Here is a 24,322-nt window from a genome sequence, read left to right as displayed (position 1 = left end):
TGATGAAACGGCGATGGCACGCAGGATGCCTGATTAGGAATACATTTTGAGGGAGGCAGGCAAACATGAAAGAAACGGGCTGACTCCCAAAGGTATTAGAGGTTTGCATCCCGTCTTGAGTGAAGGTGAATTTTTGCGTTTGTTGGCTTGAAGCGGCATGGTTCTCCAATCCACTCTACAATCAGCTATGGGCAGGATGAGGGATACCCGTAGCATGACGGTGGTAGAGGACATCATCAAGACATGGTCAACGAAGTTGGCGGAAGAACTGTCTGGAGAGAGCGACAGTACTCGCCAAAGTATTCTAACTTGGTTGATAGGTCCTAATCCTGAACGCTTCAATGACGCCTCAGAGGACAATCAACAGATCTTAGTGCAGGCGCTGAACTATCGCTACCAAATCCTCCAGCAGCGCTATTGGGGAGTGTCTTCAGATCGTGCTTATCGGAATTTGATCAAGCGCCTCAGCAGTCTGTTTTTGGTGCGGAGTAAGGTTCGGACTTGGATCGCGCTGAGCCGCGATCGCCGTCGTACCGTTACAGATGTACTGCAAGAAGTAATTCAGGAGATGCTACGGGGCGATCGCTACCTCAAAGAGCAGGTCAGTTGGATTGGCGAATGTACGCCTCGCTCGCAAGTCCGCGATTTGCTCATGCTAGCCACTTTAGAAGAGTACTGCATGAGACCCATCCGCAATCAACCGCTTTTAGTCTATCGATTCGTCAATTATTTGCGGCGATCGCAACGGGGCGGCATGACCAATATTCCCTCTGGCGAGCTTATCCGTCTCATCTCCGAAGAAGTTGGCACCGACGAGGCCGAAACATCCCTAAGTCTGCTGGATGTTGAAGCAGTATCTCAGTACGAGGAACGGACACAAGCCGAAGAAGAGCAAATGCTGCGAGAGCAAGTCAAAAAGAGCTTTGCTACCTATTTATATGACAAGCTGGATAAAACGGCTGTTGAGTGGTTGGAATTGCATTTACAGGGGTTCACTCAGGATGCCATCTCGCAACGCCTTAATCTGTCCACCAAAGCAGCCTATCGTCTACGAGAAAAGATTCGGTATCATGCCATCTACGTCTTCACCTTGAAGGAACAACCTGATTTGGTTCTTGGCTGGCTCAAGACTTCTCTCAAAGAGCACAATTTAGGGCTGGTACCTGAACAGTGGGAAACTTTTCAAACATCATGCTCTCCCCTGCAGCAAAAGATTATGAATGACCTGAAAGCAGGTTGTAGCTTTGATGACATTGCTGAAGATACAAAACTGAAGCTGAAGCAGATTACTGGAGAGTGGGCCAACCTATACCTAGCAGCGCAAAATTTGCGGCAGGATGCACAAGAGTCTTGAAACACAGTGGTCTATTTATGCAACCGTTGCTGACGATTCGAGATTTAAGTAAGGCCTATGGGGACATTCGAGCTTGCGATCGCATCTCCTTCTCCCTCTATACCGGTCAGGTGCTCGGCATTATTGGCGAATCGGGATCGGGCAAAAGTACTTTACTCAGCTGTATTTCTGGTGATTTGACAGCGGATAATGGGGAGGTTGCGTATCGCGATCGCGCTGACACACTTATCAATCTAACCACTCTGCCCGAGTCACAACGCCGAAAGCTAATGAAAACAGAATGGGGCTTTGTTCGCCAAAATCCCCGCGATGGTCTGCGTATGGGCGTTACCGCAGGAGCCAATATCGGCGAACGGTTGCTAGATGTTGGTGAACGGCATTACGGCAACATTCGCAGTGAGGCGTTGAACTGGTTGACGCAGGTAGAGATTCCAGACCAGCGGATGGATGACTTGCCGCAGACTTTCTCTGGCGGTATGCAGCAGCGACTACAGCTCGCCAGGATTCTGGTAACGCGCCCTCGCATAGTCCTGATGGATGAACCAACAGGAGGATTGGACGTTTCGGTGCAGGCAAAGCTGCTGGATTTGATGCGATCGCTCGTCCGCACGCTCCACCTCAGCGTTATCCTAGTGACCCATGATATTGGGGTTGTCCGGCTTCTAGCAGATCGTCTAATCGTGATGCACCAAGGCCAAGTGGTCGAGACAGGACTGATGGATCAGGTTCTCGACGATCCACAACATCCTTACACCCAACAGCTCGTTAGCTCTACGCTAGTTCCTTGATTTCAGAAAACACCTGATATCTGGAGGGCCGCACGGCTACAGCACGAACCACTTGCTAATGCGAGCTTTCGGCCAGTTCAGGCTGCTTAGATAGTCGTCCATCCTCCATGTAGACAATTCGATCAGCGATATCAAGGATGCGGTTATCGTGAGTGACCAGCAAAATCGTACACTCTTGTTGTTTTGCTAAGTCATGCATAATGTCAACAACGTCTCGGCCCGATTTCTTATCGAGGGCAGCCGTCGGTTCATCGGCTAGGACAATTTTGGGTTTGCTGACGAGGGCACGGGCGATCGCAACCCGCTGTTTCTGTCCGCCTGATAAGTCTGCTGGATAATAATTGACCCTATCTCCTAGCCCCACGGTCTCTAATATTTCCGTAGCCTGCTCATGCCGCTCTGGCTTCGAGAACATCCCGTGGACTTCTAGTCCCATTTGTACATTCTCAAGGGCTGTAAGACTACCATGCAGGTTGTGAGCCTGAAAAATATATCCGTTGTGACGTCTCGCTTGCACCAATTCGTTTTCACTGGCTCCACAAATTTCATGCCCGACCACTTTCAAACTTCCTGACTGAGCTGAGCGTAGACCCCCAATCAGAGTCAGTAATGTGGTTTTGCCCGAGCCAGAAGGCCCGGTCATAATGACAATCTCACCAGCAGATATCTCCAGATTGATGTCAAACAAGGCTTGCTTTCTCAGGTTACCGGAACCAAAGAAATGATCAACGTGCTGCACAACGATGGATTTAGTAGGAGACATGGCGGCTAGAGGAACAGGAACGAGGAGGAAAAGGAAAGAAGACACAGCAATTGCAGCAAAGCCCAAAGATTAGAAAATATCTGCGGGATCGGCAGCTTGGAGGCGGCGGGTGGCGATCGCCCCAGACGCTCCGCACATGACGAAGGTAATCAGCAGGACAAAGACAGCTCGGCTAACCGGCATCATCAAAGGTAGAGCCGTGACCGCTGCGGTCAGTTGGTAAGCCCCTACGGCAATCACTAAGCCGGGCACAAAACCCAATATTGACAAAATGATGGCTTCCTCAACAACAATGCCCAGCAGATAAGCGTTGCGATAGCCCATCGCTCTAAAGGTGGCGTACTCTGCTAGATGACTGTTGACGTCAGTGGATAAGACTTGATAAACAATCACAACTCCAACAATGAATCCCATTGCCGAGCCAAGACCAAACACAAAACCAATGGGCGATTCTGACTGAATATCGTTGAGTTCAAAATCGACGTATCCTTCGCTAGTGAGCACTTGGACATCATCGGGTAGACGAGCAGTAACCGCCTGCTGCACCTGTTCGAGATCAGCTTCAGGGACGACACGAATGAGTCCCAAACTCACCGCTACAGCATCACGGCGAGGAAACAGCCGTAAAAAGTTTTGATCACTGGTGATGAGAGCACCATCATCGGCAAACGAGGCTCCCACTTCAAACAGCCCAGCAATCTCAACTGTGCGTAGACCAATCTCTGTCGTAACAGGCTCACCCCGCCTCACTCGGGCAATCATCTGGTCGTAATCTCCCCGAGAGGCTTGATCAAACAGAACCGTATCCGGTTGTCGAATCACATCAAGTTGCTGATTCACGACAGGGAGATTAAAAGCAGGACGAGCTGGATCTTGCCCAAGGATCAGCATTGATGTCCGCCGGCGGGTTTGAGGATTGCGCCACTCCACAGACCCCAGGTAAAGCGGATCAGCGGAAACGACACCCGGAACATCCAGCGCTTGATACAACCGTCGCCGTGCAAACGATTGCAACTGCCCAAAGTTCTTAGCTTGGGTGCTGATCAGCACAAGATCAGCTTGTAGTGCCCGAGGATACTGAGTGTTGCTTTTATACAAAGCATCTGCAAATCCCAACTGCATAAATATAAGAATGTCGGCAAAAGTAATGCCCGCGATCGCAGTCAACAGCCGTAGGGGGTCATGCTTGAGTTGCAAAAGTCCTAGAGGAGTGCGATCTTCAAGAACCTTGAACAGTTTGAGCGGATTTAGCATGGCGTCAGCTCCTGAGGGTGGGCTTGTAGGAATTTCGCAAGGTGAGCAGAAAGAATGGCGTGATGAGAGGAGGTAGTGTAGCAGTGCAGCAATTTCGCTGCCGAGAAGCATCGCAATCGAGAGCGCGGCCTCCTAGGGCAGCAATTTTCGGAGCAGAAGACTACTGGGTTTGAATCGTAGCGGTCACCTGAAGGTTTGTCAGGTCACTAACTTGTGCACTAGCTTCTGCATTCAAAACGATGTGAACCTCAATAACTTTGGCGTCAATATTGGCAGCAGGATTCTCGTCAACAACCTGCTGTGGTTCCACCTGTAAACCAATACGTTCGACTCTGCCTTGGAGGGTTTCAGAGAAAACCGTAGAGGTGATTTCGGCGCTCTGCCCCACCTCGATCTGATCGATATCGCCTTGGTAAACTTCTGCAATCACTTTCATCTGCTCAGTTTGCCCCAGTGTCGCAATCCCCTGATCGGCAACTCTTTCACCGGGGCGAGCATGAATTTTGAGAACCTGACCCGCAATGGGTGCCTTAACCGACGTCTGAGCCAGATTGGCTTCGGCTTCGGCAACAGCCGCGATCGCAGCCTCCACTTCTGCCTCAGCCGCTGCCACATCTACCGGACGGACTTCGGCTATCTGGTCGAGGGTGGCACGAGCTTGCTCAATTTGCTCTCGCCCAGCCGTTTGAATACGTTCCAGTTGCGCTTGGGCTTCTTGAAGCTGTCGCTGCGCTGTACTCAAAGTCAGCTCTCTAGCGTCTCGCTCGGAAGCTGAAACAGCGCCCTGTTGGTAAAGCGTTTCGTACCGCTGATATTCCACCCGGGCATTCTCGACTTCTGCTTCTAGCCGTGCGACGGCTGCCTGCTGAGCAGCAATGTCACTCGCTTGAGTGGCCTGCAATCGAGCAATCTCAGCTTGTTGAGCCGCGATTTCCCCTGACTTAGCTCCAGCTTGCACCTGCGCAAGTTGAGTACGGGCGATTTGCACTTGCTCCTCAGCTTGCTGGAGAACCGCCTGCAGGCGATCGCGATTGTCCAAAACGGCAATGACTTCGCCAGCCTCAACAGAATCTCCTTCTTCAACCAATAGCTGCTCTATTCGGTTCTCTTGAGTCGCAGTCGGTGCAATCAAATTGATAACCTCACCTTCTGGCTCTAGGCGTCCTAAGGCTGTCACTGTCGTGATACTCGGAGTCACTACCTCCGTTTGTGTTTCATCTACACGGGATTGCCAAACACGCCAAACAGCAATTCCGCCAACGGCCAGTACGACAGCACCTGCAATCGCCAACCAGCGACGAGACTGCATTGCTGAAAAAACAGAACGGTTCGAGAGATCCAGATGCATAACCCTCGCACAGGTAATTCAACAGGTCACAATCAGATCATACTAAACGGTATGGTTTTGTCAACTATACCGTTTAGTATAGTTTTCTTTGAGAAACGAGTTGCTCCTTTATGCTGGATGTATCTGTGCTGCAGGAATTGAAGCAATGACAACCCTTGATTCGCAATCTCAGGCATCCTTGTCAGAAATCCGATCTGAAAAGGCACAAGCTGTTTTGCAGGGTGCTCTACAAGTCTTTATGGTGCAGGGCTATGCCGCTGCCAGCATGGACCGTATCGCAGCGGCAGCAGGAGTTTCCAAGTCCACCTTATACAGCCACTTTCAAGATAAAGAGGGACTGTTTCTGGCCCTCATTCAAGAGCTGACCTTTTCTAGTCGTCAGGGTGTTTTTGCGCTGCTGTCCCAGTCAGATGTGGAGGCTGCACCGGAACAAGTCCTACGGCAAATTGCCACGCTGATGTTGAACAATTTCGATAAAAATAAGCCTTTGCTGACGCTAATGCGACTGGTTATTGGTGAATCAGAGCGCTTTCCGCAGGTAGCCAAAACGTTTGTACAGGAAATTAAAAAACCTCTACTGGAGCAGCTATCCCTCTATTTGTCCTCTCAAACGCAGCTCAACCTACCCGATCCGATAGTTGCAGCCAGAATATTTGCAGGCTCTCTGGTCCACTATTTGATTACCCAAAATGTGTTGCATGGTGATGAGGTGATGCCCATAGAGCGCGATCGCATGATTGACGGTCTCATTCAGCTCATTACCGCTCGGAAACAGTCAGATCAATCGGATTAATTTGAAGGTATTTCGTGAATTGACTTAGTTATTTAGAGGCTGGATTGTTAGCCTGCGATCGCCGTCTCCGACATCGTTCAGAACAGTACTTCACCTCATCCCAGCAGTCAGCCCACTTTTTGCGCCAGGTAAAGGGACGCTGACAGACAGGACAGACTTTCGTGGGTAAGTCAGATTTTGAGCGCTGACGAGCCATGAGCTTTATTCGGGGATCAGACTAAGTGAACAATAATCAATAGGTCAATGTGGTCTTACTGAGTTGTGCCTTGCATCCAGATTTCAACGGCATCGGCTAATGCGTCCGCCAGCTCCACCTGCGCGTCTGGATCGGTTATCCATTCGAATTCATAAGGATTGATCATAAAGCCAAGCTCAAGCAGAACGGCTGGGGCGACAGTGGGACGAGTGAGGGCTAGGTTGTTCCAATAAACCCCATAGGACGGACGATCCAGTTCGCGAACAAGATAGTCGTGTAGAAACTGTGACAGGGAGTAGGCTTGAGCGTTGTACCAGAACATGCCAATGCCAGCAGTGTTGAGCGCATCACCAGCATCGGGGAGGGCATTGTAGTGAATGCTGAGGGCCAAGGTAGGTTCAACATCGTTGATAATCTCTACGCGATCGCCAGGAAACAAATCATCATCCCCTTCACGAGTCATGATGACCGTTGCGCCCCGCGCTTCCAAAGCATCTCGCAGGAGCTTAGAGACGACCAGGTTGACATCTTTTTCAGGATAGCCGTTGGGACCACGAGCACCAAGGTCGTTTTCGCTGCCGTGTCCTGGATCAATCAGAATCCTACTGCCCGATAGCGAGCCAGGAGCCAGTTGGGGTGGATGTCGCAGGGAGAGAACTAGAGTTGTACCTTCGTAGTGGGTTTTGTAGCCCCACTGCTGAGCGGTTTTGAACTGAAAGCGATATTGTGCTTTGTCGGGCAGAACGGGTGACCAATCTAGGCGCTCAATCACAGGATCCTCGTCCAAATAAATTGTGTCGGTTTGAGGGGTCGTGTTGTGTAGGGTAAGGGTGAGGGTATCGGCGGTCTGGTCGATGGTAATGGGGACCGTTGCATTGAGTGGAAAGCGAACTTCGGTCCAACCAGGAACTTGCCGCGACGTAACGCTGCGAATAGTGGCTTGGGAAGGTGCTGAAGCAGTCGCTATCACCGTTTCTGATGCACGAATCCAACCACCATAATCAAGTCTTAGCCAATCTCCTTCAATGCCAGTAACGGCAGCACGTGTTCCCTGAGGGAGAGGCGTAATGCGGGAATAGTTGGTGCTGGGGCCTGTTCGAGCGACTCCAGATTCAGCGACGACCTCAGCAATTTGAAAGGGGACTCTTGGTAAACGGGAAACAGGTGCTGGTAGCGTATGTGTATTGACTTGACCGTCGATGGTAACGGTGTATGTGGGTTGACCCGGCGATCCGGTGGCTGGCATCGGTGCACAGCCCTCGTAGGTTGTTGCCGCCTGGGGCAAAGGTTCGTTATCAGAAACCAGAACCGCTGAATTGGGAGGTAGAGCAACCATTTGAGAGGCAGGCGTTAGGATAATGTCTTTCCCTGCCCAGTCAACAGAAATACTGGCATTCGGTCGGGCGATCGCGCTAAAGCAGATCAGTTCGCCTGCCGGTCTAGCAATGCTGACCTGAGGCGCTAGCGAATCCACAAGATAGCCCAATTCAGGAGACACGACTGGAGTCGCAGGAAGACGAGTAACAGTGACTTCGATCGTGTCTTCACCTTGGGATAGAGTCAGCGTATTAACGCCCATTTCTAAGGGCACGGTTGGTGCAAAGTGACCAGACTCGCTACGGTTGTCAATTATTTCGCCATTGACCAGGACAGATTGGGCAGGATCAGCGGTGCCAATCAGGAAAATACGATCGCTGGTCGTTTGGTGCTCCAAAGGCGGATAGGCCAGAAAGAGATCGGAGTTGGCGATCGCGGGAGCTGCAATAGCGATATTGCTTAACGTGCCAATACCGATACTTAAAAGATTTATCTTATGCATGCCAAAATGTTCGAGCCTGCCACCTCTCTTCAGTCTACGGGTTTTTGTGGTGCCTCAGAGAATAGTCTTCTGAATGCAGTGTTGTTGAGAGGGGGAACACACACTTTGAGGACAATGATCAGCACGGTCATCAAGAACAATTTATGCGTAATTGCCCGTACACCAAGACTCAACCTAGAGCAAGACTGTATGTGTCTCAGGATATGTCTCAGGTTTTAGAGAGCTTAGAGTAGCCCATCAGCATCAGCATCCACAAAGCAAAATTGGGATTACTAGGACAAAGGGGTCTCAAGATCTACTCGTATCCAATGTTCTTTCCCAGAAAAGCGTTTTGCTTCCCGGTGCTGTTAGGCTGTGCGTTCCTACTGAGTTCAGAGGTCGACAAAAGCTGTGATGTCTCAGGCCAATTAGATATCACTAAAGACACAAGAATCAGGGCAGAAAGTAGGATCAATCCTTGGACCCATCGAGATTCTAGTGTTCTTAACCGCTCCAGCTATAGTGGCTACAGCAATCTCTTGGGCAGGAAACAATTTCGGTACCCAACAACAGATCTCGGATTAACAACCACCACAAGCCTCGCCGCGATTGTTTCTCCTAGTGTCTTCACCCCACCCAGAACTGATCACACCACGAATGACTTGCCCGTAGCGACTGAAGGGAGCCGGAGCGCTAAGACGAATCTTGACACGGGGAAGACTTTGCAAGTAAGAGATTGGGGTCTGACGACCATAGCGCTAAGAGGTCATCCTGGAGATCAGATGCTATTAATGTCTGCTGTTATGTGTGGTGGGGTACTGATGGTCGCAACGGTTCTCTGGAACCGACAGTTGCAGGCCGAGAAAACGCGACGTCAGCAAGCAGAACAGCGACTTCAAAAAAGTGAAGAGCAGCTTCGCTTAGCCTTAGAACTTACCCATATCAGCCTATGGGATTGGCACATCGCCGATAATCATTTTGAATGGAACGAAAATCACTTTCGGTTGCTAGGTCTTGATCCCCATCAAACAGACCTCAGCTATCAGCTATGGCGCAAGGCAATTCACCCTAATGACATCGACCATGTTGAACACGCCGTTGAGACTGCGATCAGTGCTCAGACAGGCTATTGGGTAGAGTATCGGGTTGTGCATCCAGATGACAGCATTCACTGGATGCTAGAGCATGGATCAGCCCACTACAACGACGGCAAAGCCAATCGTATGCTGGGCGTCATGCTCGATATTACTGAGCGAAGGCATATCGAAGAAGCTTTGCGCCAAAGCGAGGCTGCTAAGCAACAGATTTTGGAAGCCATTCCTGACCTACTGATTTGGATGAGTGCCGATGGAATCTGTGAGGGCTTTGCTGGGGGCAGTAACATCGTCAAGCTATTCTCTCCCTTTGATGCCATCGGCATCAACCACTATGAAGTTCTGCCACATGACATCTCTCAGAAACGTAGGCAGGCTGTGGAAGCAGTACTCAGCACAGGCAAAATGCAACTCTATGAGCAGCAGCTTGAGTTTGAGGGAGAAATTCACTACGAAGAAGTTCGTGTAGTACCGATTCAAGCAGACAAGGTGCTCATCATTATTCGCAATATCAACAATCGCAAGCAGGCCGAAATTGCTTTGGCAGAAAGCGAACAACGCTATCGCATTGTGACGGAAAACATGACTGACTTGGTTTGCCTACACAAGCCTGACGGTCAATACGTCTATGTCACGCCGTCTTGTGAGTCTTTATTGGGATATTCCCGAGATGAATTGATCGGTCAAAATCCTGACGACTTGCTACATCCTGATGATGTCTCTCGTCTGCAACTAGCTCACAGTGATCCTCGTTCAAAGAATCCTTTGCCAATCACGTATCGCATTCGCCACAAATTAGGTGGCTACATTTGGCTGGAAACACTTATCAAGCCCATTTTGGATGAAACGGGTCATGTCCTGCATTTGCAGAGCACTTCTCGTGAAGTTGGCGATCGCGTCCTGATGGAGCAACGGCTGCGACACGACGCGCTACACGATGCTTTAACTCGTTTGCCCAATCGTCTGCTGTTGCTGCAGCGATTGGAACTGGCCATTAAACGCTCCAAACATCAAACAGGCTATTACTTCGCTGTTCTCTTTATCGATTTTGATCGTTTCAAGGTTATCAACGACAGTTTGGGGCATTCCATCGGAGATCAGCTCTTGACAACCGTTGCCCAAAAGTTCTGCAACTTTGTACGTAAAGACGATTTAGTGGCGCGCATCGGCGGCGACGAGTTTGTCGTTCTGCTAGAAGATATTAAAACGCCTGATCGAGCTAATCGGGTAGCCGAGCGTATTGTCGAGGATTTGCGAGCACCCCTATTGATTCAAGGACAAGAAATTTTTATCAGCGCCAGTATTGGCATCGTTGTCGATGCAGCCAATCACAACAGAGCAGAAGATCTCATCCGCAACGCTGATATTGCGATGTACCGGGCTAAGGCGAGCGGACGAGACAAATACGCTGTTTTTGATCCCCAAATGCATGCTCAAGTTTTGAAACGCATGCAGCTAGAGAATGATTTACGCAAGGCCGTCGATCATCACGAATTTGCTCTCGCTTATCAGCCGATTGTATCTTTGAAAAGCCTCAGGATTACTGGGTTCGAAGCACTGATTCGATGGCAACATCCAACGCTAGGCTTAGTGACCCCTGATAAGTTTATTGATGTCGTCGAAGAAACCGACCTGATCATTCCAGTGGGCGAATGGGTTTTGCTAACCGCTTGTCAGCAGGTAGCAGCGTGGCAATCTCAGGTTCCTAATTTTGAAGATTTGAAGTTGACGGTCAACCTTTCAGTCAAGCAGCTCCGAGAATCGGTCCTAATTCCTCAGCTCAATAAGGTCCTCACTCAGACACAAATTAAGCCGCACTGCCTCACGCTGGAAATTACCGAGAGCTTACTCGTCGAAAACATTGACGCCACCAGTTCTCTACTCAATCAGGTGCAATCAATGGGCTTTAAGATTAGCATTGACGACTTTGGTACAGGCTATTCTTCACTCAGCTATCTGCATCAGTTGCCCGTGGATTCCCTCAAAATCGACCGGACTTTTGTCAGCCCAGAAGAACCTACATTGAGAAACCAGACGATCGCGGAGTCCATCGTTGGATTAAGTAACTTGCTGGAGCTGAAGGCGATCGCCGAAGGTATTGAAACACCACAACAGCTGGAATGGTTGCAGACGCTGCATTGTGAATATGGACAGGGCTATCTCTTTTCTAAACCCATCATGTCTGACCAAGTCGAACACCTGTTGAAGAAAACCTATCAGTTTTGAAGATATAGCCTTAGCCCTCTAGGACACTACGACAGAAATAGGCTCACCATTCAAAATATTGGGAAAGCTTATCCACCTGAGTACAGACAATTCAATAGCCGTGTAGGGACGCAATATGCGACCCCACACAACAATCAGGTCTTAATAGGACAGCTTCAAGCCTAATTACCCGTTGGCTTCAATGCCATCACCATAGCGGTTAATCCCCAAAACACTTGGGCAGAAGACATCACCGTTAGCTCAGTCTATCAATTAGTTAGGCACTCTGATTTGACTTCTAAATGAATCGACGGCTGGCTGCCCTGCTGGCCCTTGAGAGAACGTTGCGGCATTGATCAGGGTCAGGGCAGCTGTCAACGCAGTCCGGCGATCAGGAATAAACTTCCCTGTAGTCAAAACATCACGCACACGAAATCGTCGTAAGCGTTCCTGGACCTTGCTACTGGCTCCCACAATAAAAATTCCGCCCTGCTGCCGACGCCGAGCCGCTTCAATTTCAGCTGCGATCGTCAGTGATGCCGTGACGCCGACTAATGGAACATCACTCAGGTCAAGAATCAAGGCATCGTAGTTTCGACCCATGTGATAGGCGATCGTTCTCGCTGCGCCATAGCTGATAGGACCACTCATTTGAATCAAGACGATGCGCCCCTGACCCTGATGCAGTAGATGCCGTTCCTCAGGAGTCAAAATAACCTTGGGATCATCATCTGGATGAGCGATCGCTCGAATCTGCTCAACTTGAATGCTGGTAAGACGGTGGATGGTAAGCATGTTAGCAACGAAGGCACCAACCACAACTGCTGTAATCAAGTCTACAAAAACGGTCAAAACGAGAACGCCATAGGTGACGATCGCAGCTCGCATCGAAACCTGGCAAACTCGCCACAAAAACCCCCAATCAATAATCTTGATCCCCACCTTAATCAAGATTCCTGCCAGCACCGCATGGGGAATTTGAGCGGTGATCCCACCTGCCCATAAAACAATGCACAACAAGACCAGAGCATGAAACATGCCTGAAAGGGCTGTCCGTCCACCTGCCTGCACATTAATGACGGTCCGCATCGTGGCTCCTGCGCCGGGTAGCCCACCAAACAATCCCGACATCAAGTTACCAATCCCCTGACCGATTAGTTCCTGTTCAGAATCGTGACGAGTGCGAGTAATATTGTCAGCAACTAGGGATGTCAGAAGCGAGTCGATCGCCCCCAAAGTTGCCAGCATTAATCCATAGCCCACGATATCCTTCACCTGATTGAGGTTGAGCTGTGGCCATTGCAATTCAGGAAACCCTTGAGGAATCTCACCAATGCGCGGAATAGTGCTATCAGGAAAAACTAAAGCTGAGATCGCAGTGCACACAATCAAGGCCACCAGTGGTGATGGTACGATTCGGGCCAATCTGCCAGACCAGCCGAATACAATAACTAGGGTCAAAATGCCTAATCCCGCAGCAGCTGGATTGGGATTAGCCAAAGCCTCAGGTAATTTTTGTAACCCCACAACGACATCACTCTGAGCAGGATGGCCTAGTAACGGAGCCAGTTGCAGATCGATAATGATGATCCCGATACCCGACATAAAGCCTGAGATTACGGTATAGGGCATCAAAGTAATGAACTGCCCCAGCCGCAGTAGGCCAAAGAGAATCTGAAAGACGCCACTCAGCATCACCGCTGTGAAAGCCATGGCCATACCACTTTCAGGATTTTCGGCAATCAGCTTGGCAAACACAGTCGCCATCACCACAGTCATCGGTCCAGTCGGGCCAGACACTTGAGAAGGCGTCCCCCCAAACAGCGCGGCAAAAAAGCCTGTAAAGATAGCCCCATAAAGCCCCGCGATCGCCCCAGCCCCTGAAGCGACGCCAAAGGCAAGGGCTAATGGCAGGGCAACAATGGCAGCTGTTAACCCCCCAAATAAGTCACCTCGCAAATTACTGCCAAACTTAACGCGGTTAATTAGTTGCATGTTGTCTCATTGACCCAAATTTGGTGAGCGTAACCGTCAACAAGCTCTACTGAGCTTTAGTCTGTAGGGATGGTCTGCCTGAGGGTTTGTCTAAATAGAATGCATAGCCGCCGTGAGTGCTATTAGGGCAGACAACAAGCTGCCCAGCACAGGGGGTGCTACTTAATGCGCTAGCTTAAACGATTAAAGCTATACCTTATACAAAATGTGAGCTCTGGTCCTCAAACGATTGGCTTGCCAATACCGAAAAACCTTGACACAGCATTCAACAACTTCACCAAAATCAAGACATATCGTGAAACGGTAGCCTGCGCTGACAGATGAAGAGTCTTCAAGGACACAGTATCTTTCCCAAACTCCAGCGTTGACAAGCCCCACTTAGCAGATCGAATTGGTATGCGGAGTTTGGCTACAAGGAATACAACAAAAAATTTAATTAACTTACCGTCTAAGCAATTCACTCAAGGCTGAAGGCTTTTGCACTTTGCCTCACGATATCGCCTACACCAGCAGCCATTGAGACGAACCAATGACTTAGCCGTCTTATCAAAACCGTCACAAGCAAAATACTGAGGCTAGTCCATGCATTTAGTGTGCTTAGTTACAAAGTTCTTTGTATAAGGACAAAACCGCATGGCTTCCATGTAGTTTTTACATCAAGCCCCTATTGAAAGGGATCTTCAAGAAAGAATTTACCGTGACCTTTAGAAATCAATGTTGTCAGGTGTTCGAGGAAACGGAATGACGTCTCGAATGTTTCCCATACCCGTCATGAATTGAATCAAGCGCTCAAATCCTAATCCAAAACCAGCATGGGGAACCGTTCCGTAGCGTCGTAAATCCAAATACCACCAATAGGCATCTCGTGGTAAACCAGCCTCATCAATTCGGGTTTCTAAGACGTCAAGTCGCTCTTCTCGTTGAGAGCCCCCAATAATTTCGCCAACCTTGGGAGCAAGGACATCCATTGCCGCCACAGTTTTTTGGTCGTCATTCAACCGCATGTAGAAGGCTTTAATAGCTGCTGGGTAGTCGCTAACAATGACTGGCTTCTTAAACAGGTCTTCCGCTAAATATCGCTCGTGCTCTGACTGTAAATCGATGCCCCATTCCACTGGAAACTCAAATTTCTTATCGGCTTTCAGCAGCAAGTCAACGGCTTCGGTGTAGGAAATTCTGGCAAATTCATTGTCGATAATGTTCTCTGCGGTTGCCAATACGGTGTCGTCAATGCGCTGATTAAAGAACGCCATATCGTCTTCGCACTGATCGAGAACCGCACGGAAAATATATTTGAGGAAATCTTCAGCCAGATCCATGTTGCCCATGAGATCACAGAAGGCCATCTCGGGTTCGATCATCCAAAACTCAGCCAGGTGACGAGAGGTATTGGAATTCTCAGCTCTAAAAGTGGGACCAAAGGTATAAACATTGGTGAAGGCCATTGCCATGATTTCGGCTTCAAGCTGACCGCTCACTGTCAGATAGGCTCGCTTTCCAAAAAAATCTTGTTCAGCATCGATCGCTTTGTCGTCAGAAAGCGGCGGCTGGTTCAAATTCAGACTAGTGACTGTAAACATTTCGCCAGCCCCCTCACAGTCGCTGGCAGTCAGAATGGGGGTGTGGACCCACAGAAAATTGCGATCGCGAAAAAACTGATGTACGGCTTGGGCACAAACGTTCCGCACACGAAAGACGGCTCCCAGCGTATTGGTGCGTGATCGCAGATGACCAATTGTTCTGAGAAACTCAAAACTATGGCGTTTCTTCTGCAATGGATACGTTTCGTCAGCATCACCAAAGATCGTGATCCCCGAAGCTTTCAACTCAATGCGTTGACCTTTCGCAGGTGACTCAACCAGGGTGCCTGTAATTTTCACAGATGACCCAGTTGTGATTTGGGCAACAACGGCATCATAGTCCTGAGTCTCTGCATCAGCGACCACCTGCAACCCACTCATACAAGAGCCATCATTGATATTGATAAAGCACAGCGCCTTTTGTGCTCTCTTGGTACGGACCCAACCCTGGATGGTCACCGAATCATCGGGTTGTCCTGTCTTGAGGAGGTCTGAAATGCGTGTTGTCGCCATGATTACGAAATTGCAGAAACGAATAAGCAGAAAACTGTTAAAGCTACGGTAACGCAGCTGAGGTTAAATCACTAACGACTGGCGATTCCTCTTAAAATCCAACCTAGAATGATCCCCAGTCCACCGAAACGCACTGCTTGCCAAAACGGCTCGCGCAGCGATCCCCAGTCAAAGAGCTGGCTTTCAAACTGCATCTCTAGCTCTTCTAGACGCTGCTTCAACTGCTGAATCTCGTCTGCCTTTAAATCAGAATTTTGGAGCTGCTGCTCAATCTCACGCTGCTGCTCCTGAGCTGCCCGCATTTGTTCAAAGCGCTGCCTTAGGATCTCTACTGAGGTCTCTAATTGGCTAAGATGGGCATCAAAAGTGGACCAGTCCTCATCCGGCGATGACGGACTAAACGCACCCAGAATCTGCTGATGATCCCCAATAGATTGAGAACGGCGAACTCGCAGGCGCCGCAATCGGCGATTCATAAGCACAATAGAGTAGAAGTAGCGCTCATCATAACGGCATTAGGATAGATCCCGCATGAATTCTCAAACTCCAGTCCCTATTGATACGTTGAGTGATGTTGAATTGGCTCAGGCGATCGCATCGCGACTAGCCATCAAGCCTCAAGATTGGCACCGACTTAATCGCAATCGCAACATCCGTGCCCAAGAGCAAGTGGCGGCTGCACTCGTTTATTTACTCAAAGACGAATCGCAAGAAGCTTTGGTTCGATTACAACAAGCTGTGGGCTGGCTAGATCGGAGTCTCACAGCCCCTCCTTGTCCAACCCACAGAAAATAGCAGCTGCCAGCAAGGCAATCTAGCATACCCTGGGAATTCCAAACCATCGATGAACTCGTTTACAGAGATGAAGCTCGCGCCCACCGCGTGCCCATTTCACTTCATCAAAAATTTGGTGCAAAATGAAGAGCCCACGGCCACAGTCGCGCGTAGAGTCATTGCTTTTATCTGTACAAGAATCACAGCAGTCATCGATATCGAAGCCATGACCCTCATCTTCAATAATCCACCAGTATTGATTCCCTGCGGTTTTGTAGCGAACAGAGATCACCTTATGGGGATCAAGATTGTTGCCATGTTTAACAGCATTGACCAGCGCTTCTTGTAAACCCAAACGCACTTCTGGTTGCCATCGTTCCGGTACTTGAGCCATCAATCGGTCAAGTACCGGGCAAAGATACAGCGTTGAAACAAAGCTCAAACTGCCCCAATGCTCTTTGATAGAGGACTGGAATAGAGCTACCACTGGATATCCTCCAGAGAATTAACAATAACTTACGGTTAAAGTCTTTAATTTTTTGTCGGCCAGGAGTCTATTGCTTTTGAAGTGAATTGAATATAGAGAACCAAAAAAGCAGAGATCCCTAGCAATGTTGATGCTTACACCCAAAATCTTGCGACGTAATTTCTCATCTCATATCTGATTATATCAAGAGAATCTCTCTGTAAAGCCTATATCACTGATAATTCCAGGTTACTTATTAATCAATAGGTTTTGATCAAAATCAGCTTTTCAGTACTTATACGGTTCTCTGAAACGAGTAACTTGAATAGCACCCTCTAACTGGACCAACACTATTAACAACAGGTCAATGAAAAATAGGTCTTGGCGACAACCTGTATAGCTTGGGCACTTTTTATTGAGGAAAACAGAGACGGTTTAGAGCTACTTATGTGTTTTTCTTAAATCTTCTATAAGTTATATTAAGGTCACTTTAACGCCTTTTCAGAGTTAGAAGATTGTCCGATAGAGCTGTTTATGAGCTGCGGCTTGTCTCATTAAACAGAGCGCAAATTTAGTCCTTACAGGGTATGAGGACTAAATTCTCGACTTTTTTTAGTCAACCCACTATTGCTATTTCGGACCTGTGAGGCGATTGATGCAAATCATGGCTTTTGGCTCTTAATCACAACAATGACAGTATTAGGAAATCCTTATATCTAAATATCCAAAGGTGAGCAAAACGCTTCAAGCGGGCGTGTCATGTTTGCCAGTCCTCTGCATGGCCCTGCTCTCTCCCAACCCTCTTTCCTCAAATTGAAGGACGAGAGAAGTAGGTTAAGACATGCCCCACTCTAAACGCTTGTCGATGTCCAAAGACGACGTGTTAGTAGCGCTGTACCCCCAACGCTAAGTTCCGATGCGGTATGAAATCTACTTATCAGTACCTCAGTTAACTGAAATATCCCAAGCACTATGGAATGTGCCGCTTGGCAGCATCAGCAACGGTTGCTGATGTATCCTGACTGAGCTTCTCTAGTGCTGCTTTCGCTTGAGGAGAATCAAACTGACCGAGCGCTTGCGTTACTCGATGGCGCACTTGCCAGTCATCAGCATCAACATAGGGCAAAAGTAAAGGGACCGCTCTGGGATCACCTAGTTCCCCAAGGGAACCAATTGCCGCAGTGGACACTAGGGTGATATCCGATTCAATTGCAGAAGCCAGCATGTCAAAAGCGCGAGCATCACCCATCTCACCTAAAGCAGCAATGATGCTGAACTTGAGTAGCCACTCCTCTGTCGTTTCGTAAACTGATCGCAAATCTTCAAACGCTTCGGTCATCTGCAATCCCCCCAACGCATCAGCAGCAGCAGATTGCACGTCGGCTTCGGGATCATTCAATAGAGCATCTCGTAAGAGGTCCAGCGTCTGTTGACGGTTGTGATTACCGATTGTGTCCATTTGACTCATGGCAGCATATCGTACCCGAGGGCTATCGTCCTTACAGGCCGTGACAATCAAACCAAAAGAATCGGCAGGATCTAAATCTCGCGCCTGGTTCACGCCTCGTAAACGCTCTCCTAAATCAGAAGATTCGATTAGCTGCTTAACCTGATTAGGTGTAGGACTCATAACGAAAGCCTCGGTCGTCAATAATTGTGAGGGCTGCGATCGCTTCTTCAAACAAAACAATCATTCCTTCATCCTGCCATGTCAGCGGAGATATCTTGATAACTTTCTGCCAGCGATCGCACAATATCGCCCTGGGTCAGAATCCCGACCAAAGTCCCAGAGGTGTCTAGAACAGGCAGTCTTGTCACCTTTTTTTGATGCATTAATTGAGCGGCTTCTTTGAGTGAAGCGTCTGGTTTGATTGTTGCAACCTGATCCCGGCTCATCACCTCTGACACCGTTTGGCCCAGCGCCTTGTGAACCTCCTCACTGTAGCGACTAGGATTTTCTAGATAAATCACACTGTCCAAAAGCATGATGTAGGCGGGCAGCGGTGCACCAGTCACTTGCCACATTAAATCAGCTTCAGACAAAATGCCGACTAGATCCCCGGCTTGCGTAACCACAGGCAAACCACTAATACGGTTTTTTGCAAGCAACTGAATCGCCTCTTGAAGGGAAGTTTCAGGATTCACCATCAGCAAATCCCGAGTCATGACGTCAGCAACTGTCTGGGCCATCTTCAGATCTCCGTATTGAAATGGATATGTCGGGAGAACAGGCAAAACTCAGAAAACGTCGCTCAATACCGTCTGATATCGGCAGACGTTTGAATTCGGAGCTAAACGCGAACTTTCGCTTTCTAGGATGATCTCCTCATCCCTCCATTTTAAAGACCTGCTGTCTACCCTACTGTCACGGCGTTATAGGTCGTTACAGTATTGTTCCAAAATATCGATGCAGTGAGCGATCGCTCCCAAATGAGCAATCTCATAGCCATGGGTATTGTCTGTCGGAAAACTCAGACAGGCCGCCTTTGGCACATGTCCGAAGGTCATTGCAATGGAGCCGTCACTACCAAATCCGGTAATCACGGCTTGTTGAACAGGAATCCCCTTAACCTGAGCTGCTTGCAAGAGCTGTTGATTGAGGGTTTCGTCATACAAACCATACTTATCTTGGGATAGCAAAACAGGTATCTCCCCAGCTTGAATGGCATACTCCTTGGATAGTGGGCAGATTTCTAAAGCAATTAAACTATCCAATTTTTGACGATTACTAAAGTACAAAGCACCGATAGCGCCGACCTCTTCTTTGGCTGAAAACACTAGATAAACGGTCTTTTGCGGTACCTTGAGTCGTTCTGCTAAGGCCAGCAAGATAGCAATAGACGCCTTATTGTCTAGCGTGTAACTAGCCATGTAATCTCCTAAACGACAAGGCTGTTTGCGTTGCTTCCCCACCACGATACGAGTCCCTGCACGAACTCCTGCCGCAACCAGAGATTTCAGGGGGCGTTTGGTCTCAACCCATGCGGATTCCCAGGTCACAGCCTTTCCTTCCTGCTGAATCTTTTGGGCCGACTCATGGGAAACGTGTCGCGATCCAAAGGACAAAACTCCAGGGATCGTTTCGTGATCCCCCAAAATATCAACAACGCCTTCACCATAAATCCAGGGAAACGACCCCCCTAAACGCCGCACCGCAAGCCGTCCGTTAGGTTCGATCGCTTTAACAATGCCGCCGATCTCATCTTTATGAGCGGTAATCGCGATCGCGCCCTCACCAGTCCCCGGAATTTTGGCAACTACGTTATCCGCTTCATCTAGCCAATGCTCCACTCCCAACGTTTTCAACCGTGCTACCAGATCAGCATTGATTGCCTGCTCCATGCCGCTCGGAGAATGACACATAACCAGCTCGCCAATCGTTTCGTAAAGAGCGTCATAGGATGTGTTAGCCATAACCGTCCAATCTTGATGACATGCCATTTCTTAAAGGATGCGCCATTCTGGAAAATTCCGGTCACGCTCGATTGGATCTAGGAAGGCGGGGGTGAGGGAGTTAAGGAGATGGGGAGTGGGGAGAAGGGAGGCAGGAGGCGGCAGTGGGGAGGAGGGTGTACTTGTCGAAGAGTTATCCATCTTGTCCTAATGGAACTGGCAACAGCTACAGTCCCTGATGTAAATAAAACCGGATCATGGAAAACGCTGCTAACAGGCAAGGAGTCTATTCCTCGATGTCCTGCCTTATGCCCTTCATCACCACAGGTATAGCGGGACAGGGAGCAGCATCTGCCAGGTTTTCGGGATTGCTCCAGCTGAAGGGAGCGGTCTGTGCCGCAGACATCCACAGCAGTCGCTTTGCGCGGGTCATGGCGACATAGAGCAGGCGAAACTCTTCAGCAGTTTTCAAATTCTTGGCCTGCTGCCAGGCGGTGAACAGGTCGGGGATCGGTGCAGGCTTATGTTCGGCGTGGGTTTCGGCACGAATTTGAGCACGAGCAACTTCTGGCAAGCCAAAATCGCCTAAAAACGTTTGCTGAGGGGGGATCCAAAGATTGCCTGGAATGGTGCGCTCGTGCAAAAAGGGCAAAAACACAGCATCCCAATCCAGTCCTTTGGCCTTATGCATGGTCATGATGGTGAGCTGACCACGCCGAGTGTAGCGATCATCTCGATCCTCTGTGTCAACGGCCTCGAATCGCTCTGAACCGACAATGTCTTGCAGTACTCGAATCATCATCTGCAGGGTATTTTCTTCCCGCGTTTGCTGAGCAAGCCGGGCAGCCAATTTATCAGCGGTCGCCAACTCGCTCTGGTTATATCCCAAGGTCAATCCTGCAAAAGGAATTAAGTGATAGGGCGGTAGTTCAAAGCGCGATCGCAATAGCCCGGTACACAGCCGCCGAGCCTGTTCTGCGGCGGCTGTTCCAAGGAGGGGATCCAACGGTCCTGGATAGAGGAACTGTTCAGGCTGCTTTGCCAAGACGTTGAGATCCTGAGTTGGAATACGCTGACGATCAACCAAGACCCGTAGGACCGACTTCATGCGATCAGGAGAGTGGGGTCGCTCAATGAATTGCAAAATAGTCAGCATTTCAGAGGGCACATGGGTCTGGCGATCCTGCTCGCCAACGTCGTAAATGCGGAGACCAGTACTTAGCAAATCGATGCCTAGAGTGTCTGGATCTTTCAACAATTGGCTGATAAACCGATTCTGGCGATTTTCTCTGACCAAAATCGCTTGGCTCAGGTTGGGATCGTCTGTGAACATGGCCAGTGATCGCTCAGCGATTTGCCGCACGCTGTCTGTCACAGTGTCAGGCCGATAGAACTCAACACCACCGCCAAGGGCAGGTGGATTGGCATTCAATTGCGGATCATCAGGCGGAACTGGATGAATCTGTTGCGGGCGAAACGGCACTATGTCACCGGCCAAACCGGATTGATTGACCCACCGCAAAAGAGTATTGGCAGCCATCATGATGACATCGCTGCTACGGCCTGCCTGATCCATCACAACCAAACGCTGCTGACGCTGGGCGCGATCGCAAAACTGATTAAAGAAAACGGGGTCTGCTGGCGTGAAGGTCGAGTTGATAGCTTGATTGGGATCGCCTACTCTGACTAAGTTCAGAGGCCGATGGGGATCGTCGGCAGCGGCTGCCAGGGTTTCTAACAATCGAGTTTGCAGAGGGGAAGAATCCTGAGCCTCATCTTCAAAAATGGCAAATACTCGTCCCTGCCAAAATTGTCTGGCTTCTTCCGACTCCAGAACTCGTAGTGCCGCCAAAATCATGTCGTCGTAGTCGATGAGCTGACGTTGCTCTAGCAGCGTTTGATACTGGTCATATAGCCCTGCGGCCATGTTGAGAACGTCGTAGTCCTGCACATCATCGGTTAAAGAACGAGTCACTGACTCCGCCAGAGTAGCGAGCGCTGGAGGCAGCATCCCAGAACTTTTGGCCTCATGAATAACAGTTGTTGCCAAATTCGGCAAAATTTCTGTTCTTAAGGTAGATTGGCGCCGTAAACGCTCAGTCTCTTCACCATCAAACTGACGACCTTCAATAAGCTGTTGATAAAGGGAGGAATTCTCAGCGATCCACCGTTCCACGCAGGTTCGAATCAAGCGATTGTTCTGAGTCGGTGTCAGCAGTGTCAGGGTATCTAAGCTGATCCCCGATAGGTCTGGATTGCGAGTAGCGATCGTCAACGCCAACCCGTGCAGCGTATAGACGACAAAACTGCTTAGGGGAAACTGTAGCTCTCTTAGGTATCGCTGAACTTTTGCCTTGAGATTGGCCGCCGCAGAGCGCGTAAAGGTCACAAGAATAAGCTGGTGCTTGGCGCTTAATCCATGCCGGACGATCGCGATGGCCGCTCCCGCAGCCATCCCCGTAGATTTGCCTGCTCCGGGCACAGCAGATACTGCTAATGGACCACCCGTCCAGTCTGCTAGGGCCTGCTGACCTTCCCGTAAACTGGCCCGAATGTCCGCTAGTATCGTCAAACGGTCAGATGCGATCGTCCCCTGCATTTTCCTAGCCTTGCTCATCCTTCAGCATCATTCTGCCAGACCCGTCTATATCTGAAGGTTGTTAGCTGAGCAGTCCACAAACCTGAAGTCTGAATGATCGCTAGGAAACTCATTCACAACACGAAGCTGAGACCTTAAAACTCCTCTCGTCACCAGATTCCAGCTAAGATCGCTCGCTGCCAAAGAGCATATCCTTCAGCATTCAAGTGCAGTCCGTCAGTGGTCAGTTCGGCCCGAAGGTTACCGTGTTCATCTTGAAAACGAGGATGAACGTTGCGAAATTCCACCCGGTTTTGTTGAGTCAGTCGGGAAATGCGGGCATTGAGCGATCGCACCCGCTCGTTGGCAATATCCGCGCGACGAGTTGGCAGCACTGAGTAGACAACAATTCGACTTTGGGGATGCTGTTGCCTCAATCGCTGCACAATTTGCTGAAGATTGCGGACAATATGCCCTTCCGGGACACCGTTCTTCAGATCATTAGCTCCGGCTAAGACATGGATAGTTGTGGGGCGAGTATTCGCAAAGGCAGACAGCCGTTGGACAATACCAGCGGTGGTGTCTCCTGAAATGCTTTGGTTGAGCCAAAGGCGATCGCGGGGCAACATCTCCGGCGGCAACCAAAGACCAAAAGAATCCCCCACAACCACCTCTAAGCGATTATTACCTTGACCACCGGCAATTGACCGAGCTTCCTGCACTAGCAATCGCTGCCATTCTTGATAGGTGGGCTGTCGAGTCGCGCGACTCCACTGTTCAACATACTCGTTAGGCAATAGTCGCGTGTAGGAGCGTCCAGATTGCAGAGCTAACTGCCGCTGACGATAAAGCTGCGGCCCTGAAGCAGGACCTTGTGGTCGAATTCTTGTGCCATACGGCCTAGAGGGTAGTGCAGCAACTTCAGCAGGGGCACTAAATTGAGGGGTGTGCAACGCAGGCATCGGCACAGAACGGGAAGGCCGAGGAACATCAAGCGTAACCGGAGTGGTGATGGATGCCGAGGTCGTTGAAGCGGCAGATTGGTTTTCCTGAGAAGGTCTTAATTCGACTTGAGTTGATACGGTGTCACGAGAGGACGCCATCGGACGAGAAGCGACCTGTCTGTTCTGACCTAGAGAGGAGGTTTCACAGCTTTGATCAGGTTGACTCTCCGCATGACGACAAAGCAGCCCAAATTGTGGTGCCTTTGCGGGATCAGCCGGGGCAATCGCCTCCGAGACAGTTGCCTCAACATCAAAATGATCGACTATCTTCTGAGCTTCAATGGGTGCAACAGGGCTCTCCACATTAGGAATAGGCGTATCGCATTCCCCCATCAGCGATTGCACCAGTAGTAAACACGCTTCGACAGCCATGGCAAATACCTTTGCAGCATGTTTTCTTTGACACGCCAATCGCTCCCTTGTCAG

The 24,322-nt window shown here is 49.6% G+C and carries 19 protein-coding genes; 5 read left to right on the top strand and 14 right to left on the bottom strand.

Going from position 1 to position 24,322, the window contains the following annotated elements:
• Positions 1 to 196 precede the first annotated feature (196 nt).
• Both PN498_RS28115 and phnK read left to right on the top strand, forming a co-directional pair.
• On the top strand, positions 197 to 1,354 hold the full coding sequence (locus PN498_RS28115) for a HetZ-related protein 2 (protein ID WP_272066780.1): 1,158 nt from the start codon (positions 197 to 199) through the stop codon (positions 1,352 to 1,354).
• Between the two features lie 17 nt (positions 1,355 to 1,371).
• Positions 1,372 to 2,142: a phosphonate C-P lyase system protein PhnK gene (gene phnK / locus PN498_RS28110; RefSeq protein ID WP_272066779.1), complete on the top strand. Its 771-nt coding sequence runs from the start codon at positions 1,372 to 1,374 to the stop codon at positions 2,140 to 2,142.
• 55 nt (positions 2,143 to 2,197) lie between these two features.
• Here the strand turns inward: phnK and PN498_RS28105 are convergent, their stop codons facing one another.
• The 3 genes from PN498_RS28105 to PN498_RS28095 form a co-directional block, all read right to left on the bottom strand.
• A complete protein-coding gene (locus PN498_RS28105) occupies positions 2,198 to 2,905 on the bottom strand; it encodes a DevA family ABC transporter ATP-binding protein (protein ID WP_272066803.1) in 708 nt (235 codons plus the stop codon).
• 69 nt (positions 2,906 to 2,974) lie between these two features.
• The gene (gene devC, locus PN498_RS28100) at positions 2,975 to 4,159 is read right to left on the bottom strand and encodes an ABC transporter permease DevC (RefSeq protein WP_272066778.1); all 1,185 of its coding nucleotides are present in this window, start codon (positions 4,157 to 4,159) and stop codon (positions 2,975 to 2,977) included.
• A gap of 160 nt (positions 4,160 to 4,319) precedes the next feature.
• On the bottom strand, positions 4,320 to 5,468 hold the full coding sequence (locus tag PN498_RS28095) for an HlyD family efflux transporter periplasmic adaptor subunit (RefSeq protein WP_272066777.1): 1,149 nt from the start codon (positions 5,466 to 5,468) through the stop codon (positions 4,320 to 4,322).
• A 184-nt stretch (positions 5,469 to 5,652) separates the two neighbouring features.
• On the opposite strand from PN498_RS28095, the gene PN498_RS28090 reads away from it, so the two are divergent.
• Positions 5,653 to 6,300, top strand: a complete 648-nt coding sequence (locus tag PN498_RS28090) for a TetR/AcrR family transcriptional regulator (RefSeq protein ID WP_272066776.1) — start codon at positions 5,653 to 5,655, stop codon at positions 6,298 to 6,300.
• 28 nt (positions 6,301 to 6,328) lie between these two features.
• Here the strand turns inward: PN498_RS28090 and PN498_RS28085 are convergent, their stop codons facing one another.
• Together PN498_RS28085 and PN498_RS28080 are read right to left on the bottom strand one after the other, a co-directional pair.
• Positions 6,329 to 6,496: a DUF2256 domain-containing protein gene (locus tag PN498_RS28085; RefSeq protein WP_272066775.1), complete on the bottom strand. Its 168-nt coding sequence runs from the start codon at positions 6,494 to 6,496 to the stop codon at positions 6,329 to 6,331.
• A gap of 55 nt (positions 6,497 to 6,551) precedes the next feature.
• Complete coding sequence (locus tag PN498_RS28080) at positions 6,552 to 8,315, bottom strand: N-acetylmuramoyl-L-alanine amidase (RefSeq protein WP_272066774.1); 1,764 nt, start codon at positions 8,313 to 8,315, stop codon at positions 6,552 to 6,554.
• Between the two features lie 770 nt (positions 8,316 to 9,085).
• Between PN498_RS28080 and PN498_RS28075 the strand changes: the two genes are divergently transcribed.
• Positions 9,086 to 11,614, top strand: a complete 2,529-nt coding sequence (locus PN498_RS28075; RefSeq protein ID WP_272066773.1) for a sensor domain-containing protein — start codon at positions 9,086 to 9,088, stop codon at positions 11,612 to 11,614.
• Positions 11,615 to 11,866: 252 nt separating this feature from the next.
• Here PN498_RS28075 and PN498_RS28070 read toward each other — a convergent pair whose 3' ends face one another.
• From PN498_RS28070 to PN498_RS28060, 3 genes are all read right to left on the bottom strand, one after another.
• The gene (locus tag PN498_RS28070; RefSeq protein ID WP_272066772.1) at positions 11,867 to 13,588 is read right to left on the bottom strand and encodes a SulP family inorganic anion transporter; all 1,722 of its coding nucleotides are present in this window, start codon (positions 13,586 to 13,588) and stop codon (positions 11,867 to 11,869) included.
• A 704-nt stretch (positions 13,589 to 14,292) separates the two neighbouring features.
• Complete coding sequence (gene asnS, locus PN498_RS28065) at positions 14,293 to 15,681, bottom strand: asparagine--tRNA ligase (protein ID WP_272066771.1); 1,389 nt, start codon at positions 15,679 to 15,681, stop codon at positions 14,293 to 14,295.
• Positions 15,682 to 15,752: 71 nt separating this feature from the next.
• Complete coding sequence (locus PN498_RS28060; RefSeq protein ID WP_272066770.1) at positions 15,753 to 16,157, bottom strand: DUF2203 domain-containing protein; 405 nt, start codon at positions 16,155 to 16,157, stop codon at positions 15,753 to 15,755.
• 55 nt (positions 16,158 to 16,212) lie between these two features.
• Here PN498_RS28060 and PN498_RS28055 point away from each other — a divergent pair, with 55 nt between their 5' ends.
• Positions 16,213 to 16,476 (top strand): DUF6439 family protein, encoded by a 264-nt coding sequence (locus PN498_RS28055; protein ID WP_272066769.1) that lies wholly within the window; start codon positions 16,213 to 16,215, stop codon positions 16,474 to 16,476.
• 19 nt (positions 16,477 to 16,495) lie between these two features.
• Here PN498_RS28055 and PN498_RS28050 read toward each other — a convergent pair whose 3' ends face one another.
• The 6 genes from PN498_RS28050 to PN498_RS28025 all read right to left on the bottom strand — a co-directional run bounded on the left by PN498_RS28050 (position 16,496) and on the right by PN498_RS28025 (position 24,268).
• Positions 16,496 to 16,942 (bottom strand): ATP-binding protein, encoded by a 447-nt coding sequence (locus PN498_RS28050; RefSeq protein ID WP_272066768.1) that lies wholly within the window; start codon positions 16,940 to 16,942, stop codon positions 16,496 to 16,498.
• 949 nt (positions 16,943 to 17,891) lie between these two features.
• Positions 17,892 to 18,551 carry a phycobilisome degradation protein NblB gene (gene nblB, locus PN498_RS28045; RefSeq protein WP_272066767.1) on the bottom strand — a complete coding sequence of 220 codons (660 nt, stop codon included), beginning with the start codon at positions 18,549 to 18,551 and terminating at the stop codon, positions 17,892 to 17,894.
• Positions 18,552 to 18,619: 68 nt separating this feature from the next.
• Positions 18,620 to 19,111 carry a CBS domain-containing protein gene (locus tag PN498_RS28040; protein ID WP_272066766.1) on the bottom strand — a complete coding sequence of 164 codons (492 nt, stop codon included), beginning with the start codon at positions 19,109 to 19,111 and terminating at the stop codon, positions 18,620 to 18,622.
• 183 nt (positions 19,112 to 19,294) lie between these two features.
• The gene (locus tag PN498_RS28035; RefSeq protein WP_272066765.1) at positions 19,295 to 20,335 is read right to left on the bottom strand and encodes a M42 family metallopeptidase; all 1,041 of its coding nucleotides are present in this window, start codon (positions 20,333 to 20,335) and stop codon (positions 19,295 to 19,297) included.
• Positions 20,336 to 20,600: 265 nt separating this feature from the next.
• Entirely contained in the window at positions 20,601 to 22,931 is a 2,331-nt protein-coding gene (locus PN498_RS28030) for an ATP-dependent helicase (RefSeq protein ID WP_334312300.1), read from the bottom strand.
• A gap of 131 nt (positions 22,932 to 23,062) precedes the next feature.
• Entirely contained in the window at positions 23,063 to 24,268 is a 1,206-nt protein-coding gene (locus tag PN498_RS28025) for a GDSL-type esterase/lipase family protein (RefSeq protein ID WP_272066764.1), read from the bottom strand.
• Positions 24,269 to 24,322 lie beyond the last annotated feature (54 nt).

Source organism: Oscillatoria sp. CS-180 (assembly GCF_028330965.1).
GTDB lineage: Bacteria > Cyanobacteriota > Cyanobacteriia > Phormidesmidales > Phormidesmidaceae > Halomicronema.
This window is presented reverse-complemented; position numbering and strand designations above follow the sequence as displayed.

Excerpts from the sequence above, each read along its gene's own strand:
- PN498_RS28115 (WP_272066780.1), top strand. The coding sequence starts at position 197 with ATGAGGGATACCCGTAGCATGACGGTGGTAGAGGACATCATCAAGACA.
- phnK (WP_272066779.1), top strand. The coding sequence starts at position 1,372 with ATGCAACCGTTGCTGACGATTCGAGATTTAAGTAAGGCCTATGGGGAC.
- PN498_RS28105 (WP_272066803.1), bottom strand. The coding sequence starts at position 2,905 with ATGTCTCCTACTAAATCCATCGTTGTGCAGCACGTTGATCATTTCTTT.
- devC (WP_272066778.1), bottom strand. The coding sequence starts at position 4,159 with ATGCTAAATCCGCTCAAACTGTTCAAGGTTCTTGAAGATCGCACTCCT.
- PN498_RS28095 (WP_272066777.1), bottom strand. The coding sequence starts at position 5,468 with ATGCAGTCTCGTCGCTGGTTGGCGATTGCAGGTGCTGTCGTACTGGCC.
- PN498_RS28090 (WP_272066776.1), top strand. The coding sequence starts at position 5,653 with ATGACAACCCTTGATTCGCAATCTCAGGCATCCTTGTCAGAAATCCGA.
- PN498_RS28085 (WP_272066775.1), bottom strand. The coding sequence starts at position 6,496 with ATGGCTCGTCAGCGCTCAAAATCTGACTTACCCACGAAAGTCTGTCCT.
- PN498_RS28080 (WP_272066774.1), bottom strand. The coding sequence starts at position 8,315 with ATGCATAAGATAAATCTTTTAAGTATCGGTATTGGCACGTTAAGCAAT.
- PN498_RS28075 (WP_272066773.1), top strand. The coding sequence starts at position 9,086 with ATGTCTGCTGTTATGTGTGGTGGGGTACTGATGGTCGCAACGGTTCTC.
- PN498_RS28070 (WP_272066772.1), bottom strand. The coding sequence starts at position 13,588 with ATGCAACTAATTAACCGCGTTAAGTTTGGCAGTAATTTGCGAGGTGAC.
- asnS (WP_272066771.1), bottom strand. The coding sequence starts at position 15,681 with ATGGCGACAACACGCATTTCAGACCTCCTCAAGACAGGACAACCCGAT.
- PN498_RS28060 (WP_272066770.1), bottom strand. The coding sequence starts at position 16,157 with ATGAATCGCCGATTGCGGCGCCTGCGAGTTCGCCGTTCTCAATCTATT.
- PN498_RS28055 (WP_272066769.1), top strand. The coding sequence starts at position 16,213 with ATGAATTCTCAAACTCCAGTCCCTATTGATACGTTGAGTGATGTTGAA.
- nblB (WP_272066767.1), bottom strand. The coding sequence starts at position 18,551 with ATGAGTCCTACACCTAATCAGGTTAAGCAGCTAATCGAATCTTCTGAT.
- PN498_RS28040 (WP_272066766.1), bottom strand. The coding sequence starts at position 19,111 with ATGGCCCAGACAGTTGCTGACGTCATGACTCGGGATTTGCTGATGGTG.
- PN498_RS28035 (WP_272066765.1), bottom strand. The coding sequence starts at position 20,335 with ATGGCTAACACATCCTATGACGCTCTTTACGAAACGATTGGCGAGCTG.
- PN498_RS28030 (WP_334312300.1), bottom strand. The coding sequence starts at position 22,931 with ATGAGCAAGGCTAGGAAAATGCAGGGGACGATCGCATCTGACCGTTTG.
- PN498_RS28025 (WP_272066764.1), bottom strand. The coding sequence starts at position 24,268 with ATGGCTGTCGAAGCGTGTTTACTACTGGTGCAATCGCTGATGGGGGAA.